We start from the raw sequence: 18125 nt of genomic DNA, 5'->3' as shown, positions 1-18125 counted from the left end.
CACCAACGCGCCACGCACACCTCCGCATAGCCAAATTGTTACAGCCCCAACCCCCACCAACAGCACCAACAAATGGCAACAACCTGCCACAACCCCAGCCACAACCCCTACTCGAACTCCACCGGGTTTAGCCTCGGCCAGTCACTCTGGTGCCGTTGCTACCTGCCGATAACGAGCGAAAGATGCTCCTATCAGGGATAATTCAACATACCGGGGCGTGATTGTCGAGGTTTCGGGAGCGTCTTTCCGGTGGGTACGTCACGTCGTGGTGCCCGTCGCTGATAGTCGACCGTGATGATGTGGCAGTGGTGCCGAAGGTGATTCGATGAGACCGTTGAGTGCTGTCGAAAAGATCAGGTCGTCGGAAGGGCTGGCGGTGCTCGATACGGTGCGTGCCGCCGCGCGGCCAGCGGCCTGGCAGGCCGCGGGGTGAACACTCCCGATCATGGGGCGACGATCATCCGCTGATTATCGATCTGGATGCCAGCCTGCGTGATACGCATTCGGAAAAGGGATGCGCGGCACCGGCATTCAAGAATGGCTTCGGCTTCCACCCGTTGTTCGCATTCGTCAACCGTGGTGGCAGCATCGGGCACCGGTTCGGGGCGCTCCGATCTGCTGGGCACTCACACGCACGAATGCAAGATCACCCCGAGAACATTTCCACACCTGTGGTGAAGTGTGCACCCTCGAATCGGGCCCTGTGGTGTATCGCCAGCCAAAGTCTTCGCTGGGATCAACGAGGGCAGGTTCAAGCCGGAATCCCTTGCGGCCGAGACTATTTCGTCGCGCGTACAACCTAAGACATCCCCTGTTGCTCGCTGCACACTGGAGCGATCGATGCGCGCCCAGGTGGCGACGGGTGCGGTGCAAGAAGATCCGCACCACCGAGGCATACCCTGTGTCATCACCGGCACCAGATCTGACGCCGACTCCCGATCTGCTGCTCGTCGCGGACTTCACAGAAGTCCGTTGGTCCTGGGTTCGTTCGCTGACACGGCGTGCACGGTCGACGCATACGCGGGTACGTGAATCCCCCCGGGTTTCGTGCCCACTCTCTTTCTTGAGAGGATGGGCGAGAGATGCCTGCGAAGTACGACGAAGCGACCAAGGCCAAGGCCGTCCGGCTGGTCGTCGATCACCGTGACGACTACGACAGCGAGTGGGCAGCGATCAAGGCGGTGTCGGCCCGGCTGGGGATGACGGCGGAGACGCTGCGGAAATGGATCCGGCAGGCCGCGGTCGATCGAGGTGAGGCCGAGGGGACCTCGACGGAGTCGGCGAGAATCATCCGTGAGCAGAAACGGAAGATCGCCGAGTTGGAGCAGACGATCGAAATCCTTTCTGCGGCAACGTCTTTTTTCGCGCGGGACAAGCACCCGCGACACCCTTAGTGTGTGAGTTCATCGCCGAACACAAGGCTCGGTTCCCGATAGCGGCGATGTGCCGGGCGCTGACCGCTCGCGGGGTGAAGATCTCCCCTCGAACGTTCCATGCCTGGGCGAAACGTGCGCCGTCGAAACGAGCCTTGTGGGATATCACCCTCACCGAGATCCTGGCCGGCTGCTACGAGCCCGACGAGAACGGCAGACGTCAGCCCGAATGCCTGTACGGGGCGGAAAAGATGTGGGCGCACCTGCAGCGTCAAGGCATCCCGGCCGCCCGGTGCACCGTGGAACGGTTGATGCGGGCCAACGGGTGATGGGGTGTGTTGCGGCGCAAGACGATTCGTACCACCGAGGCCGATCCGGCTGCGGTGCGGGCGGCGGATCTGGTGGATCGGCAGTTCCGGGTGCTGGCACCGAACCTGCTGGTCGTGGCGGACTTCACCTATGTGCGGCTGGCGACGGGTGCGTTCGTGTACACGGCGTTCGTCATCGATGCGTACGCGGGCCGGATCCTGGGCTGGGAATGCGCGACCAGCAAACTGACCGCGTTCGTGGAATCGGCGATCCGGCAAGCCGTCGCGCTGCGGAACCGTGAAGGTCATCCGCTGACCGATGCAATCCATCATTCGGATGCGGGAAGTCAGTACACCTCGATGAAATTCGGTGAGACACTGATGCTTTCAGGTCTCAAGCCGTCGATTGGATCGGTTGGCGATGCCTTCGACAATGCCCTCGCCGAGACCACGATCGGGCTCTACAAGACCGAAGCGGTCCGGGGCGGTTCACCGTTCCGGCGTGGTCCGCTGCACCGCCTGGCTGATGTCGAGCAACTCACCCATGAGTGGGTCAGCTGGTTCAACGAGTCCCGGCTGATGCATCGGCTCGGCCGCAAACCACCGGTCGAGTACGAGGCCGACTACTATGCCGCTCGGACCGAACAACCGGTCGGAGACAGATAACCGGGTGCGCACGAAACCCGGGGGGATTCAACGCACCTGGGCTCGGAGTGCTCGACCAGCAAGCAGACTGCTTTTGTGAATTATGCGCACCGCGCCGGACAAGCGGCTGGTGACCGAAACAGGTATGCACCCAACCCGGAGGGTGTTCATCTACTGTTGTCAGACGCCCCGCTCGGGAATTTCGGAGAACGGCGGATCCGACCTCAGCGTAGGTTGTAGTACCCAACCGGAATTGCCAGCTTTGCGGGCTTGGTCAATGCCCCATTCCCAGTCCACCGTCGACCGGTATGACCGCACCGGAGATGTAGCTGGAATCGTCGGAAGCCAGAAAGCTGATTGCCGCAGCGACCTCGTCAGGACGGCCGATCCGTCGGAGCGGGATAGCTTCGGGTGCAAGCTCACGGTATTTCTCATCGAGGGCGCGAGTCATGTCGGTGTCGACGAAGCCTGGCGCAACAACATTGGCGGTGATTCCGCGAGAGCCGAGCTCTCTGGTAATCGAACGGGCAAGACCAATCAGACCAGCTTTCGATGCGGCGTAATTAGCCTGGCCTGGTGTGCCGGACATTCCCACTACGGATCCGAGGAATATCACGCGCCCCCAGCGGGCGCGAAGCATGGCTCGGCTGGCGCGTTTGGCGACCCGGAAGGCTCCGGTGAGGTTGGTGTCGACGACGCTCGTGAACGTGTCCTCCCTCATTATCGTGAACAGCATGTCGTCGGTGATTCCTGCATTGGCAACGACCACCTCCACGTCCCCTTGCTGGCGGGAGACTTCAGCAAACGCCTCGTCGACCGATTCTGTGTCATTCACATCGCACGTCACCGACAACAGCCCATCCAGTGCCCCCGAGCCACGGTGAGTGACAGCGACTCGATGACCGTCGGCACTCAGCCGTTGAGCAACTGCAAGCCCTATTCCCCGGTTTCCTCCGGTTACCAGAACCGATCGCGGTGTGGCGGTCTTCGACACAAGATCCCTTTCGTCGCATCAGGCGAACTACGCCTACAGTCGTACGCGCAGGCCTTGAACCCTCCCGAGCCTCGTGCACTCGGTTACTTGACTCCGCCCGGCAGGGTAGACGTCCCACGCGAGTGGTTGTCAAGCGGTAGTAGCTTTGTCATCTCGGTGGCGAGATTGCCAGTGCCTCTGCGTTGTAACGAATTCGGCTCCGGACATGCGGAAAACGGTTGCGCGCGCACGGTTTCGGGATGCAGGCGCAGCTTCGCTGTTAGGCAGCAGCCGATCCCGGCTGCCGATTCGATGATCTGTTCAACCGCAGACTCGGCCCGGCGACGCTACTGGCAGCCGTTTCAGCCGGGTCGCCAGCAACAACTGGGACCACCCGGTCGAAGGGTCGGCGGCCTCACCGCCGACGGTGTCGAGGATACCCGGGTCGTCAACGCTTCGTCGAAGCTGCTGCTGAAACCGGTTTTCCAGGCCGGCTTCAAGCCGGTCTCCTACGTGGTCCGGCCCGAGCGCCGAGTCCAGGACGCGATTGCCGAGATCCGGTGCTGCGGCATCCGCGGTGGTCGGCGGAACACACCCATCGATGCGCCGCGTGGCGACACTTTCCCCTTGCTGGCCATGGAGAGCCCGTGATGGACAGATTCGCATGGCGGGATCGGCGAGAGGTTCGGGAAGCGGACCGGGCGGATGCCCGAAACCACGCTCTTCGCCTACGCAGCGGCGACGCCGACTCCGGCATCCTCCGCCCAAGGACCGGACTTGGGACGACGAAGACAGACGCGGGCGATCACCATGGCTGGCAGCGAATCTGGACAACTCAAACTGGTTGGGCCAGAAGCCTATTGACCCGTCGATCGGGGCCAGGTCAGCTGCCATTGGGTGGGTAGCCCGAGGCCACCGCAACCCAGCGGGTCGACCCGAGCGTTACGAGCACTGCGGTCTCTCACAAGTTGATGAGTGGTGCGGAGGCCGATATTGTGAGCCAAGCTAAGGGGGGCATGTGAAACGGCGTTGGACGCAGAGCGGTGGTCAGAGCACCGGCCTCCTCGGCTCGGGCCACACGCGCCCGGTCGAGGGAGAAATAGGAACTCCCCCAACAGAACCCGCGCCGCTGGACCACCGGTTGGAAGGCCCGCATTGAAAGCCCTCGACCTCAGGTCCGAGACCCGGCTTTCCACGGCACGAAAACGACAACAACAGAGCCAGTTATGCCGTCAGTCGACACGACCTGGAGGGGTTAATGATAAACCGGTCGGATTTCATTGAGTGTTCGTTAAGCCGACAGCGCGATCAGTCTTCATTGCAGAACGATTTAGGCCAACCGCTTGCAGAGTCACAAAAATTGTTGGACATTGCGGTGGGGGCGGGTGCGTCAAAGGTCCATGTCTCACCTCTGCTTTGCGGGGACAGATGGGGCGATGCACTGCATCAATTGATCCAGAACGCCCGCGAGGAGGTGATCGTAGCCGTTTCGAACCCATCGATGATTGGACGCCATCATGGACTGGAGCAATTGTTGATCGAGGGCCTGGTCTCAAACGGTAGGCAGGTCAGGCTGTTGCGCTCATCGGGATATGCAAGATCGCGCGCTTTGGTTCCAGATAGTTCAGCAATGCAGCCGCATATTCGAATAGCAGTCGGAGAATTCGACAACACTGTCATCGTTGATCGTAAACTCTCAGTGGTGTGGAGTAGCGCGGATGATTTGATCCGCCGCGGATTTGTCGTCGATGAGCCCGCGCTGATAGCCGCCATCCGCCGATATACGCTGACGCTATGGAATTCCTCCGCGAAGATATTGCCGGGTCCACAGTCCGACGGACCCGTACTGGACGACGCCTCGATCGCGGTCATGACTGCGCTCAACACCGGAATGACGGACGAAGCTGCGGCACGGACACTGTCCGTTTCAGTACGCACCTATCGACGCTATATTGCAGAGGTTATGACCAGGCTAGGGGTTACCACACGGTTTCAGCTCGGCGTGCGTGCGTCGGAGTTGGGGGCTCTGCTGGATCTGAAGAAGGCAAGTTAGGTTTGCGCGGATCCAGCGGGATGTGAGGCAGCGTTTTCTGAACCCGCCCCGCCTCGGGTCAAGTCGCGGGGTGTGGTGTAGTTCGGGGTGGTCATCGCATGATCGGAAATGTTGTCAGGCGGTGAGTTCTACAGGTGCGGTGTCCTCCTGTTCGTCGGTGGTGGCGAGCCCACGGGAGCGGGCCAGCATGTCCAGGCCGAGGTAGCGGCGGCCTTCGATCCATTCGTCGTGTTGCTCGGCCAGCACGGCGCCGACGAGGCGGATGATCGAGTTGCGGTCGGGGAAGATGCCGACGACGTCGGTGCGGCGGCGGATTTCCTTGTTCAACCGTTCTTGCGGATTGTTGCTCCAGATCTCCCGCCAGATCTGCTTCGGGAACGCGGTGAACGCCACCGGGTCAGCGCGGGCGGCTTCGAGTGATCGGCGACCTTCGGTAACTTCTCCGTCAGCGCGTCGAGCATCCGATCATATTGAGCAGCAACCGATTCGGCACCGGCTTGATCAAAAACCGAATGCAGCAGGGTGCGGACCCACGGCCAGGAGCTCTTCGAGCAGACGCTCATCAGGTTGACCGTGCAGTGGATGTGGCAGCGCTGCCAGGACGCGCCGGAGGTCACCAGCGACACCGGTCAGCCCGCGTGCGGCCGGTCGTGCTCAGTACTGGGAGCTGATCATATCCGGTGTTGGACCGGTCGAAGCTGCCAAACGGGTGGGATCGGCCGCAAGACCGGGTACCGGTGGCGGCACGAGAACGGCGGACTACCGCCATCCCGGATCACCGACGAGGTCCGGCCGGACCGCTACCTGAGTTTGCTTGAGCGCCAGCTCATCGCAACGCTGCGAGAGCGGGGCCTGACCGTCCGTGAGATCGCCCGCCTACTCGACCGGGCCGCGTCGACCGCCAGTCGCGAACTGCGCCGCAACACCTTCAATCACGACTGCGGGCGCCATGACACCAACTGGCCCACGCGCGGGCGGCCCAGCGTGCCCCGCCAACCCGGACGGCAGTTGTCCGATTCGCGGCCGCGCGGTGGTGCAGGCCAAACTGGAGCTGGACTGGAGCCCGCAGCAGATCAGTGTCTGGCTGCGTCCAGCCCATTCCGAAACTACGGCCTGGCACGTCGGCCACGAAACGATCCACCTGGCGCACTCAACCGATTTGGCAGCTTTTTGCCAAATGTCAGCCAGGATATCCATTGTCACAAATTGTAACGAGTTCTAACTTTGTCACATGGCTTTCAACGTTGCAGACCTCTTCGAGCACGCGGTCGATGCGGTGCCCGACCGCACCGCAATCATCTGCGAAGGACGCCGGATCACATACCGCGAACTCGATGAACGTGCCAACCAGCTGGCGCATTATTTGGCATCGCAGGGAATCGGCAAAGGCGACCATGTCGGTGTGTACTCACGCAACTCAATCGAAGCCCTCGAGACTATGATCGCCACCTACAAATTGCGTGCAGTATCAGTGTCAGTCAACTACCGGTATGTGGCGGAGGAAGTCCGCTACATAGCGGACAATGCGGACTTGAAGGCCCTGGTGCTCGAACAGGGTTACGCCGACATCGTGGCCGAAGTCGCACCGACCACGCCGAAGCTGACCGCGTTCATCGTGGTCAAGGATGAGGGCGACAAGGACTACTCGCGCTTTGGCGGGATCTCCTACGACGACGCACTGGCTGGACAACACGCCGTGCGCGATTTCGAGGAGAGAGCCTCCGACGACCTGTACATTCTTTATACCGGCGGCACGACCGGATACCCCAAGGGCGTCATGTGGACCCATGAGGACGTGTGGCGTGCGATCGGCGGTGGCATCAATCACGTCACCGGCGAATACGTCGCCGACGAGTGGGAGCTGGCCAACAGCGCCAAGTCTGCACCGAACGGCATTGTGATGGCGCCACTTTCGCCCCTGATCCACGGCGCGGCGCAATGGGCAGCGTTCATCGCGCTCAACTCCGGCGGCACTGTCGTGTTTGTACCGCAGTTCGATGCCGACAAGGTATGGAAGACCGTCGAGCGTGAAAAGGTCAATGTGCTCACCGTGGTCGGCGACGCCATGGCCAAGCCGTTGCTCGAAGCCTATAAGAAGAACCGGTACGACGTCTCGACCCTGTGGGCGTTTTCGAGCCACGCGGCACTGTTCTCACAGGCGCTCAAGGAACAGTACTTGGAGCTGTTCCCCGATCTCTTCATCACCGACGTGATCGGGTCCTCGGAGAGCGGCAGCACCGGACTCGCGGTCGTCAGCAAGGACTCCGACCACTCGCAGGGCCCGCGTGTGAAGTACAACGCACAGACCACAATTATCGACGACGACGGAAACCTGGTGGAGACCAAGCCCGGAGCCATCGGGCGCATGGCACGCCGAGGGCACGTGCCGCTGGGCTACTACAAGGATCCAGAGAAAACCAAAACCATCTTCGTCGAGGTCGGCGGGGTACGCTACGTGGTACCAGGTGACTACGCACGCTATGAGACCGACGGCACCATGACCCTGCTCGGTCGCGGCTCGGAATGCATCAACACCGGCGGAGAGAAGGTATTCCCAGAAGAGGTCGAAAGCGTGCTCAAATCGCATCCGGATGTGTTCGACGCATTGGTGATCGGCATAAAGGACGAGCGGTTCGGCAACTCTGTCGCGGCGCTTGTGCAGCCGCGCGCGAACGCCGCAGTCGACCTCGCGGGTATCGATGCGCACGTGCGTACAAAGGTTGCCGGTTACAAAGCACCGCGTGGATATTGGATCGTCGAACAGCTGATGCGCCAGCCCAGCGGCAAGGCCAACTACCCTGCCGCAAAGAAGCACGCCGCCGAGAACCCCACTCTGGTGCGTTCGCCGCGGTGATAATGTTCGCGCGGATGTCCGGCCGTAGCTCACAACAACTTTCGGGCATCCGCGCGACATTTCCCCACCACAGAACGTTGGTGTGTAGCCGGTTCGCTGCATCGGTTACGCCACGACCGTTGAGCCCACCGGCCGCCGTTCGGTCTCGGGTGCAACCGAATTCATCGAGCAACTACGCCGCGTGGGGTTGGTCACCGTTCTGGGATAGCCGACCGCAATTCGACATCGCTCCTGGGTTGCCAAGGCCGCATGAAAGGCCGACGACAAGCTCAGTGGCCTACGGCATTCCAGCACTGGGCACCCGACACTCGGGAACTACTTACGCTGGCCTGTCGAACTGCCGGTCCACGACGCCCTTCAAGAACGCATCGCATTCGCCTACGGTGTAGTGCAAGGTCCGCTCGGGCCCGCAATTGATGCGGCACCATCCTGGCCGGGATCCGATCCTCACACCCAGTCTCCTTAACGAAGACATGGCCCCTGACGACGTACCCAGCAGCGTCCACGCGGTACCCTCGGCAACCACCCACACCAGCCACCCGACCCGGTTTTCGAGATCGTGATCGCCGAAGGCTCCGACGGCGAGGAACTCACACGACGCCAAGCCGAAGTCCTCTACGAGGTCACGAAATGGTTCGCTTCCCGGCAGGTGCAGCCCCCGGAGGACCCGGAGCATCCGATACCGCGCTCAGCGGTGCCACACGGGTAGGGAGACCGAGGCAGCATCCACTACCGTTCGCCACTACGCAGGTCGAATTCGGCTTCGATCACCAGCCGACCAGCAAGAAGATGCTGGTCCGTACGGTTCCCATCTATATGGAGCCCCGCCGGGGGGCACGAACCTGCGGCAACCAGTCCAGAACCGTCACGCCACCGCTATTTGCCGATGACCAACAGTTTTCGGTGTCGAAGGAGGTTGGCGTACTGGTCGATACCCCCTCCGGACACAGACAGTACGCCGACACGTGGCCGTGGGTTCGTCTCGGCGTCCCCAGCGCTGTCCGGACTGCGAGGTCGGCCGTCGTGCCCGCAACAAAGAAGACTTGCGCACCAACGGATTTCCAGATTGACTCAGGCTAAGCTGGCTGGCGCAGGACGCCCTCGTGCTGAACTCCGAGTGTGGTCAGCGGCGTGACCTGTGCCGGGGAATGAGACATCCTCGGACTGTGGGCTGGCGAGGGCGGTGAGGGCGCGAAATTCTGGCTTCAAGTGTTGACCGAGATCCAGAACTGGTGGTCATGTCGAGCCGGAACCGGCCGTAGGGGTTGACGTTGGATCAGCACAGCGGCGACATCGTGCGGCCCTCGTTCCCGCCGATCAGGTCGTGGAATTTCGGATCTTCGAAGACCGGCTTGTGGCCCGGCATTGTGGCGGGCGGCCCGGGCAAGGAGCGGGGTTATGGGTGCTTCGGAGCAGTGGTTGGTGGATACTTGACCCCCGGTTTCGGAACCGTCGTCTGTGGGGGCCAGGTCGGCGAGGTCGTTCGGGCCTGTTCGGTCGTCGGAGTACGCCGGGGCGTCATCGACGGTGGTGTCTTGGCCGGTGTAGTAGTCCTGGCTGGCACAGTGGTTGTCGTGACCTTGATGGATGCTGTCGTGGAGTGATTCGGGACCGTGGGCGCGGGTGCCGATGTCCTGGTCGCGGTCGTGGTCGTGGTCGGTGTGATGGTCGTCGGGGTTGTGGTTGTCGTCGCCTCCGTCTGCGTCGCAGTAGTAGGACGCGGCGGCGTAGTGGTGCCGGTCGGCGTGAGGGTCACCGCGATGGGCGTGGTGGTGGCGGGGTCCTGGCTGGTGGCCACCAGCGTTGGATCGGTGGTGGAATTCGCATCACCGGGCGGGGCAAGCGACATTGAAAAACCCACGCTCGCACTGACACTGATCGATGCGCCGCTCTCAGCGGTCGCGCTTGTGTCGGCGCTGGTAGTAGCCGTGTCCACCGTCGTTTCGGCTGGGGTGAGGACAGTTGTCGGTTCTTCGGTCGTGGTCGCCACATCGGTGACAATTGGGTCGGTCGGGATGTCGTTTCGGGCGGGCATGTCACTCGGCGTTGACGACGCACTGGCCCTGCTGCCCACTGATGTCGCATCGAAACGAGTGATGGCATTGTCGATGGTGTGCGGCGTGGAAACGGTCGACGCCGGCGCAGTGTTGTCCACATGGTCATCTCCGCCCGAGTCCCACACGACGGCGACCCCGACCAGCACGGCGAGCAGCGCCGCGGCCGCAGCCGCATACGGCACGTCCCTGCTTGTACCTCGCCCTGCAACGTGGGCTGTGCTCGCAGACTCCCTCCGCAACCCTGCAGGGTCGGACTGAGGACCATCGCTTTGCGCCTCGAGGGCATCTGTGGCAGAACCATTCTCATCACCGCGGGTCGCGCTGCGTTCAGCCCTACCGGGACCGTCGCGATCGGGCGCGTCGCTGTCCATCAACTCACACCTGTCGTTGTTCTGTTCACGAAGCACTGCGACTGGCAGGCCGCAGAAGGTCCCGCGACTTCGCGCGGGCGCGGATTCGGGAGGCCGACTCCCGTGGTTTCGACCGCAAATACGAGCAGCGCATGGATACGATTGCCGACGCCGGTCGTCAGCTTCGGGCCGTGAAGTCCGGCTCCACCATGATGGCTGCGAGTACGCGTGACCTACCGTTCGAGCCGTCTCGACCGACGACTGAAACGAGCCGGCCCCCAACCGATCACGACGATTCCGAGCGCTGTCGCCAACCTGGCGGTGTGTTGGATCATGTGACGTCCGTTCCCACTGATCCGTTGTGACCAGCGATTTCACCGATTTTCCGTGACGCTAGCAGCGCACCCATGTCGAAACACCCGCCATATCAACTATCTTCAGCCTCGGCTGAGTGCGCTCCGCCCGCGGGGCGGAACTTTCATGTGAGGCCTACAGTCGTCAGCGCCTGTTGCGTGTAGCGCGGAACAGGTCCCAACAGGGGGCTACATGGAGCAATGATCAAACCTGTGGACGACCGGGAGGGAGTACCTTCCCGGATGATCTGAGAATCAAAGGTTTTGATCAGTCCGGCGCGCCAACGCTGGGCGGGAAGGTACGTCCCACGCTCAAGGTAGTTCACGATGCCGATGCCGCCAATTAGGATGGCGTGGCGGGTGCGGTTGGTGTCGGGTGCGTCGTTGATCGATGAGATCGTCCGTGACGGGGCGCGGCGGAGGCTTGCAGCGGCGTTGGATGCCGAGGTCGCCGCGTGTATCGAGCGGCTCCGGGGCGAGGTCGATGATGACGGGCGGCGGCTGGTGGTGCGCAATGGCTACCGCGAGGAGCGGACCGTGCTGACCGACGCCGGGGCGGTCGCGTTGAAGGCCCCGCGGGTCAACGACAAGCGGATCGATTCGGAAACCGGTGAGGCTCAGCGGCTCTCCTCGGCGATCCTTCCCGTGGGCGCGCAAGTCGCCGCAGGTCACCGAGGTGCTGCCGCTGATGTACCTACACGGGCTCTCGTCCGGCGATTTCGGTCCGGCACTCGAGCAGTTCCTCGGCAGCGGTGCTGGCCTGTCGGCCTCGGCGATCACGCGGCTGACCGGCCAGTGGCAGGACGAGGCCGCCGTGTTCGCCCGCCGCGAGTTGTCCAGCGTGGACTACGTGTACCTGTGGGTGGACGGCATCCACAGGAAAGTGCGTCTCGACCAGCAGAAACTGTGTCTGCCGGTGATGATAGGGGTGCACGTGGACGGTCGGAAAGAACTGGTGGCACTGACCGATGGCTACCGTGAGTCCGCCGAGTCGTGGGCCGACCTGCTGCGCGACTGCCGCCGACGAGGCATGCGCGCCGGTGCTCGCCGTCGGCGACGGAGCCCTGGGATTCCGGAAAGCGCTGCGTGAGGTGTTCCAGACCACCCGCGAGCAACGCTGCTGGTTCCATGTCCAGGCCAATATCCTTGCCGCGCTGCGAAATCGGCGCACTCCGCAGCGCTCGCGGCGATGAAGGACCAGAAATGATTTCCCAAGCGCTGCAACAGTTCTGCGCGAACTCACCCGACCTCGCCTTCCTACGTGCGGTTGTTCGCGACGAACGATCGCAGACCACCGAGTCCGAAACATCGGCCAAGTTCCCTAGTCGATCACCAGTCGGTTTCGATGCTGGTCACCGATGCCGCGGAGGTTCTCCGCACGCGCAGGCATCGGTGCTACGTCGTCGACACTCCAACGACGTGGCGTCGACAGCTCCGGCCCACCGGGTCACTCGCGAGGCACTCTCGCTCGACCCGGGATCGGCGACCCGGCCCCGTATGACACCGTACAAATACGGATCTTTTCAAACCACCCGATCCATAGACTCTGAGCGCACAAAGACCTGTTCCTATTCAACGAAATGATGAGGTTTGGGATGAGGACATCGAGAGCGGTCGCAGCATCTGCGGCGAGCGAGGCCGCACCGCTCAGCGCAGGAGTATAACCGGCGGCGGTAACGCCTCGGCCGCCCCCTACAGCGGGGTGTACGGTGCCGGCCATTCCGTCATCGACCACCACGACGTGATAGGCGGTACCACATTCCCGACCCACGAGGACGGATGGAATTGTGTTGTAACCGTGAGGGATACACCCGGTCAGGCGATTCCCATGCTGGCCGATGTGGGGCCTCCGGGATGAAAGAGGATCGCGGTAATTACACAACCTACGCCGTCCCCGGTCTATGTGCATGCACCGCATACCTGCATCGAATGGGAGGGGCAACTCCAGCCACCTCCGGTCCAAGGGAACTTCTTTATCCAGGAAGGACACTACGGCTAATGCTGCCCTCATAACGGAGGTCCCGCGGCGGCGGACCACGGTAGCGATTCCCGGTCGGAGTAACTCAGCGCTGGGCACGCGCCGCCGTGCGGCGGTCGGCAGCATTTCGCGCAGATGGCAGGGTTGTCTATTCTCCGGCGAATCTGATTCCGATCCGATCGACCGCACCTAATGGTTCGGTCCGAAGGAGCGACCGACGCCACGACGCCTGACGGCACGATCGTCCACTCCGAGCTGCAACTGGACCTGCGACAATCTATTCCCATCGTTGGAAATATCTCAGCAAAAACTCATTACCATGTTCAACTCTAAGCTTTACAACAATATGAAAGACGGTCTTCTCCGATGAAAAAGGCTCTTTACGCTGCAACAGTTCCCCTGGCTGCGGTGGCCTTGTCTTTGCTTCCCGCCGGGTCTGCACAGGCTGCCGCCTCAGCCTCGAACGCAGCACAAATTTGCGGATCGGGGTATCAGCCACTCGACCAGAAGACCATACCCGGTGCAGTAGTCTATCTTTCCTACAATGGGAGCACAGACTGCGTTGTGACCATGAAGACTGCGTTTCTCGGTCAACCGACCACCACCGCGGCTTTCCTCACAGTCACCAACACCACTGAAATTGGTGGCCCGTCAGACCAGGATAAAGGTAACTATAGCTATTACGCTGGCCCAGCTCGGGAATATGCACCAGGGAAGTGCATTCGATGGGGCGGAAATGCTTTGAACCCCGACGGAAGTATGGGCGGCTTTTTAACCGGACCAGAGCACTGCGGCTGAGATCGTGTCTCCTCTCGTCGATTTCGCCTTCGTCAGTTTCTTGTAGCAGGTGGGCGTGGCGAGGAGGGTCGGAGAGGCGCAGAAGCGGATGCTTTTGCGCCCGAACCTCAGTCGAGCCTGCTCGCGCAGGTTTGAGGCCAGCGGCGATCAGTTTCCGCTGCCTGTGGTGGCAAGCGCCACGGCTTCGCGGCCGTCGTCGCAGTTGAAGCGCAGTCCCTTGAAGCCCAGCCCCAGCGCGCTCGCAGTGGGCACCGTCGCCATCGTCACCGGCGACCTCGGGGTCGGACATGCCGAATTCGTTTCGGCGGTCGTGACAGCGGTCGCCGCGAGTCGCTGATCGGACCCCGGTCGCGCATCGGCGGCGAGATCGGCTATCCGATGTGCTCGGCCTCGTGCGCGGCACAGAATGCGGCGGCGGCGAGGTACTGGCGGCAGTGCGGGCCGTGTCCAGCGTGGACACCGCATGCACGCCCGATCCATGCGTCCACACGATGTCAACGATCAGCGTTTTCTCCACCAGATGATCCACCGGGACAACGCGTTCGGACGGGATCTGCAGAACGCGGGGATTGGAAGATAGCGGTTTTGTCGTAGGCGTCGAACGTCTCAACACGGATCGGCAGGTCGAGGATTTTATCGGTGTCGAAAGGTCCCCGAAAAACCCGCAGATCCGGCCACGAATCTGCCGCCTCCTCGAGTGGGGCGTCACAGAGCATGGTCGAACTGGTGGGTAACGACGCGGGTTGCGAAGTTCGAGGCTGCTGCGGTGAGCGCCGCGGCGCATGCAGCCTCGACGGCGATCAAGTGCCGTAGCGTCGCCATCAGTTCGAACGGGGCTGCCACGACGATTCCGTGTGATGTCCGAATGAACGGTTTGGCGATGATGCCGTCGTCCAGTTCTTCCCGGTCCCACGGCGGGAGATTTGAAGGATCCCGGACAGCCACCCCGATGACGTTGTCCAGGCCGTGCTGGTAGGTGTGGGCGAACGAGCCGCAGGGGTCGACGGCGATCTCGTCCCCCACGTGTTCGTCGGGTACGAACGGCAACGGCAGGTACTGCACGGCGCCGAACTGGTTGACCACCCGGAAACAGCTTTCGACCGCGTCTCGGTCTGGCGGCGGTACCGCGACAACCAGGAAGGCGATCCCCACGGCCAGCCAGCAGCACACAGTGACGACCGACTGCTCTGACCGACCGTCGGGTCGCAGGTGCTACCGGAGAACTGTGAGTAGCGTCTGAACATCTGGAACGGAACTCATCGGGCATCTGGATGCTGGTGATCCACTGGCCCAAGGGAATCAAGGCCAAGGGACAGATCCGGCACCAATACCGTTGCGCAAGAATATGTCTCGTCTGGTCAGCACCGGTCGGGAAAATGAACTACCCGAAATACCGACCCGTACGCGAGTTGATGACGAAGTTGATTCCGACCGCGACCAGCTCGTCTGGCAGCAGTCTCTGTATTCGGTTATTTGACGCCGTCCTCTGAATGACGCCGTCCGCTGGGAAGGTGGAGGCAGCCCCCAGTGGCTATTTCCGCGTCCGATGGGTGATCTCGGCCCGCATACGCTCGTTCGGTGTCGCGATATCCCACACCCGAGCGGTGCCCTGTGCATCGCGGTAAGCCCCGGTGCCGCCCGTGATGGCCATGTCGAGCGGATTCGCGCCCGTTACCCAGAGCGACTGCATTGTCAGGGATCCCTGCTCTAGCTCTGCTGTGAACAGGCATTGCATGGTGATTTTGTCGCCGTCGACATGGGTGATCTGACATGATCCCCCGCCCTCCCCGACCCTACGGCTGTCCTTCAGCAGCCAGCCCGAATAGACGTGCAGATCACCGACGCTCGGACCTATCGGCGGGAGGTCCGGAGCCGCGTACTGGTCGGTCTCGACCGTGGCTTCCAGGATCTCGGCCTGATCATCCGGTGCGCTCGCCGCGCTGGTTTCCTGACCGCAGCCGCTGAGCCCGCCACCGACAAACAGCGCCCCGGCAACTGCCATCAGGATCGTTCTCGTCGATGCCTTCCCTGGGTGCATGAACTTTCTTCCTTGTCTTCAGGTTTCGACGTTTCTACAACTACTTCGAGACTCCCCGCGAGCTTCTGCGGCTCGTCAGGGCTCGAGGTCGGTCACGCCCTTGCCGCTCAGAATGTCGACCGGCACAGAAGCTTGGTCGTGTGCAATCAGCCAGGTGCCGCCGACCTTCTGGAAGCAGAAGGTGGCACGGACCCAAACGCCACTCGTTTGCGTCCCGTTGTTCAGCGTGCCGCTGAGCCGACCGAAGCCGCGGCCGAACGCCACAACATCGCCGACGGCGAGCGTCAGATCGCGAAGCTCATAAGTCACGTCCCGAAAGATCGTGAACACCTTCGCCCAGTTCGCGAGCTTTGCTGCTACTCCTACATGCTGAAGGGGCGGCTCGACATCGAAGGACACAACGTTCCTTGCATAAAGCTGCTTCAGGCTGTCGAGATCCTTGGATCGAATTCCTTCGACTATCCTTTCGAGCTGCTGACGAATCGCGGCTTCATCTACCTCGCGTTGGGTAGGCATCGCTGGACCAGCCGTTCCCTTGGAATCTTGACTTCTCACACCTCAAAGCTATGACGCCCCAGGCATTTTGACTAAGTCCAATATTGCTATGGTGTTATAGATCCAGGAGCATGACGGAGCTGAGCCCGCTCTATCAGTTTCGGCGTAGCGCTGCTGCCGTCAACGGAATACGACGCCGACTCTCATCGCCCGACGGACTCGTCGGATTCACTGTTGCGGTTCGGCGGCAGTCCAGTTCCAGTCGGTGATCGTAGCGCGCAACAGGCGGGCGGCGGTTGAGAGATGACTGCCAGCGCCCCAGTACAGAGTGAGCGCTCGACGGCACTCCGGACTGTCGACGGCGATCAAGGCGGCGGAGGCGCTGGGGATCGAGCGCCGGGCGAGGTCGGGGACGAGGCCGATGCCGAGTCCCGCCTTGATCAACTCTGCGATGGCGCCCAGCTCGTCCCCTTCGTAGGCGATCCTCGGTGTGAGATCTCGGGTGGCGAAGAGTCGATCGAGAAGCCGACGGTGCCAATGCCCCTTGCTGGCGGCGATGAAGGGCTCGTCGGCGAGTTCGTCGATGGTCACCGAGGTGCGATCCGCTAGTGGGTGATCCAGCGGAGTGGCCAGCCACACCACCTCATCCAGTAGCTGGGCGGCTTCCAGGCCGTCGGTATGGATCGGCTGTGAGGCGACGCAGAGATCGACGTCCTGAGCCAGGAGGCGGCGGGCCATCTCCGCGGCGGGTATCTGGTGAAGTTCGACGTCGACGCCGGGGTGGGCGTGCTTGTACGCCGCGAGCGGCCCGATGAACGTGAAGAAAGTCTCCGACGCCAGTCGCACGGTGCCGAAGCCCTCGCTGGTGGCCTCGGCGACGGCTCGCCGGCCGGCTTCGAGTTCGCCGAGCGAGCGTTCGACGTAGCCGCGGAAGAGCTTCCCGGTGTCGTTCAGCCGGAGCCGCCCGGCTCGATCGAATAAAGGTGCGCCGAGCTCGCTCTCTAATCTGGCGATGGTGCGGCTCAGCGACGGCTGAGCGATGCGAAGTTCGTCGGCCGCGTGGCTGAGGTGTTCCAATCGCGCCACCACGAGGAACTGTCTGAGCGTGTTCAAATCCATCGTCTTCTCCCTCGGTATGCCGAAGGATCATAACGCTGTGGAAATATTGATCTTCAAAAAAAGACCATCTGAGTTATATCCTCGGTTTCTGATCGCGAATCAAGACGCCAGAACATGCCGGCCACCCTGAGCGGCTGGTGGAGGTCGGCTTCGCCTGCGGGCGGCGCAGGCGACTCGGGGGCAATCTTCAGGTGTCCAGGACGCGCTGAGCAGGATCGCGCCGATGGCGGCAACCAGGCCCGCGTGCGTGTCGGAGGTGACCAGTTCTCGTCCGCGAGCTGGCCGAAGGCGGAATCCCCAATGCGGTGGCCCGCCGCGGCGAGGTAGCCGGCTGCATTCTGCACACCGACCGCGGCTCGCAATTCCGAAGCCGAAAGTTCATGCGCGCCTTGACTCGTCACGGCATGGCCGGATCGGTGGGACGCGTCGGCGCAGCCGGTGACAACGCCGCTATGGAGAGCTTCTTCGCGCTGCTCCAGAAGACCATCCAGTACACCCCCATCGGGACTCCCAAAGCGAGTGTTGCAGGTTCGAATCCTGCCCGAGGCACGAACCTGCGGCAACGGACCAGAATCGTCACACCACCGCTATTTGCCGATGACCAGCAGTTTTCGGTGTTGCAGCAGGTTGGCGTACTGGTCGATACCCCCTCCGGACACTTACCATAACCCCAACCGTGCGGGTCGAGAGATGTCTCGACCCCCACGAGTCGGTGTTTGCGTGACCTGCCG

General features: G+C 62.2%; 9 protein-coding genes and 6 pseudogenes. 9 read left to right on the top strand and 6 right to left on the bottom strand.

Annotation, left to right across the window (positions count from 1 at the left end):
• Window positions 1-379: 379 nt before the first annotated feature.
• A pseudogene (locus ABZW16_RS38000) lies at window positions 380-581 on the top strand (IS1380 family transposase); the annotation flags it as partial.
• Window positions 582-1082: 501 nt separating this feature from the next.
• Window positions 1083-2347: pseudogene (locus tag ABZW16_RS37995) on the top strand (IS3 family transposase).
• Between the two features lie 253 nt (window positions 2348-2600).
• On the opposite strand, the gene fabG reads toward ABZW16_RS37995, so the two are convergent.
• Window positions 2601-3320 (bottom strand): 3-oxoacyl-ACP reductase FabG, encoded by a 720-nt coding sequence (gene fabG / locus ABZW16_RS37990; protein ID WP_354960974.1) that lies wholly within the window; start codon window positions 3318-3320, stop codon window positions 2601-2603.
• An 87-nt stretch (window positions 3321-3407) separates the two neighbouring features.
• On the opposite strand from fabG, the gene ABZW16_RS37985 reads away from it, so the two are divergent.
• The gene (locus ABZW16_RS37985; RefSeq protein ID WP_354960973.1) at window positions 3408-3950 is read left to right on the top strand and encodes a hypothetical protein; all 543 of its coding nucleotides are present in this window, start codon (window positions 3408-3410) and stop codon (window positions 3948-3950) included.
• A gap of 607 nt (window positions 3951-4557) precedes the next feature.
• Window positions 4558-5352 carry a TrmB family transcriptional regulator sugar-binding domain-containing protein gene (locus ABZW16_RS37980; protein ID WP_354960972.1) on the top strand — a complete coding sequence of 265 codons (795 nt, stop codon included), beginning with the start codon at window positions 4558-4560 and terminating at the stop codon, window positions 5350-5352.
• A 114-nt stretch (window positions 5353-5466) separates the two neighbouring features.
• Here ABZW16_RS37980 and ABZW16_RS37975 read toward each other — a convergent pair.
• A pseudogene (locus ABZW16_RS37975) lies at window positions 5467-5957 on the bottom strand (transposase); the annotation flags it as partial.
• Window positions 5958-6150: 193 nt separating this feature from the next.
• On the opposite strand from ABZW16_RS37975, the pseudogene ABZW16_RS37970 reads away from it, so the two are divergent.
• The 4 genes and pseudogenes from ABZW16_RS37970 to ABZW16_RS37955 all read left to right on the top strand — a co-directional run.
• A pseudogene (locus ABZW16_RS37970) lies at window positions 6151-6276 on the top strand (helix-turn-helix domain-containing protein); the annotation flags it as partial.
• A gap of 307 nt (window positions 6277-6583) precedes the next feature.
• Window positions 6584-8206, top strand: a complete 1623-nt coding sequence (locus ABZW16_RS37965; protein WP_354960971.1) for an acyl-CoA synthetase — start codon at window positions 6584-6586, stop codon at window positions 8204-8206.
• 1613 nt (window positions 8207-9819) lie between these two features.
• The gene (locus ABZW16_RS37960; RefSeq protein WP_354960970.1) at window positions 9820-10521 is read left to right on the top strand and encodes a hypothetical protein; all 702 of its coding nucleotides are present in this window, start codon (window positions 9820-9822) and stop codon (window positions 10519-10521) included.
• A 798-nt stretch (window positions 10522-11319) separates the two neighbouring features.
• Window positions 11320-12164: pseudogene (locus ABZW16_RS37955) on the top strand (IS256 family transposase); the annotation flags it as partial.
• Between the two features lie 2283 nt (window positions 12165-14447).
• On the opposite strand, the gene ABZW16_RS37950 reads toward ABZW16_RS37955, so the two are convergent.
• From ABZW16_RS37950 to ABZW16_RS37935, 4 genes are all read right to left on the bottom strand, one after another.
• On the bottom strand, window positions 14448-14825 hold the full coding sequence (locus ABZW16_RS37950) for a hypothetical protein (RefSeq protein WP_354960969.1): 378 nt from the start codon (window positions 14823-14825) through the stop codon (window positions 14448-14450).
• A 448-nt stretch (window positions 14826-15273) separates the two neighbouring features.
• A complete protein-coding gene (locus ABZW16_RS37945; protein ID WP_354960968.1) occupies window positions 15274-15744 on the bottom strand; it encodes a hypothetical protein in 471 nt (156 codons plus the stop codon).
• 111 nt (window positions 15745-15855) lie between these two features.
• On the bottom strand, window positions 15856-16335 hold the full coding sequence (locus tag ABZW16_RS37940; RefSeq protein ID WP_354960967.1) for a nuclear transport factor 2 family protein: 480 nt from the start codon (window positions 16333-16335) through the stop codon (window positions 15856-15858).
• 168 nt (window positions 16336-16503) lie between these two features.
• A complete protein-coding gene (locus ABZW16_RS37935) occupies window positions 16504-17394 on the bottom strand; it encodes a LysR substrate-binding domain-containing protein (protein ID WP_354960966.1) in 891 nt (296 codons plus the stop codon).
• A 293-nt stretch (window positions 17395-17687) separates the two neighbouring features.
• Between ABZW16_RS37935 and ABZW16_RS37930 the strand changes: the two are divergent.
• Window positions 17688-17876: pseudogene (locus ABZW16_RS37930) on the top strand (IS3 family transposase); the annotation flags it as partial.
• Window positions 17877-18125 lie beyond the last annotated feature (249 nt).

The sequence above is a fragment of the Nocardia sp. NPDC004604 genome (assembly GCF_040609795.1).
Taxonomy (GTDB): Bacteria; Actinomycetota; Actinomycetes; order Mycobacteriales; family Mycobacteriaceae; genus Nocardia.
The sequence above is the reverse complement of the archived record's forward strand: the minus strand, read 5'-3'. Positions and strand labels throughout refer to the sequence as shown.

Coding starts and splice junctions, on each gene's coding strand:
- ABZW16_RS37965 (WP_354960971.1), top strand. CDS start 6,584: ATGGCTTTCAACGTTGCAGACCTCTTCGAGCACGCGGTCGATGCGGTG.
- ABZW16_RS37980 (WP_354960972.1), top strand. CDS start 4,558: ATGATAAACCGGTCGGATTTCATTGAGTGTTCGTTAAGCCGACAGCGC.
- ABZW16_RS37935 (WP_354960966.1), bottom strand. CDS start 17,394: ATGGATTTGAACACGCTCAGACAGTTCCTCGTGGTGGCGCGATTGGAA.
- ABZW16_RS37945 (WP_354960968.1), bottom strand. CDS start 15,744: ATGGCAGTTGCCGGGGCGCTGTTTGTCGGTGGCGGGCTCAGCGGCTGC.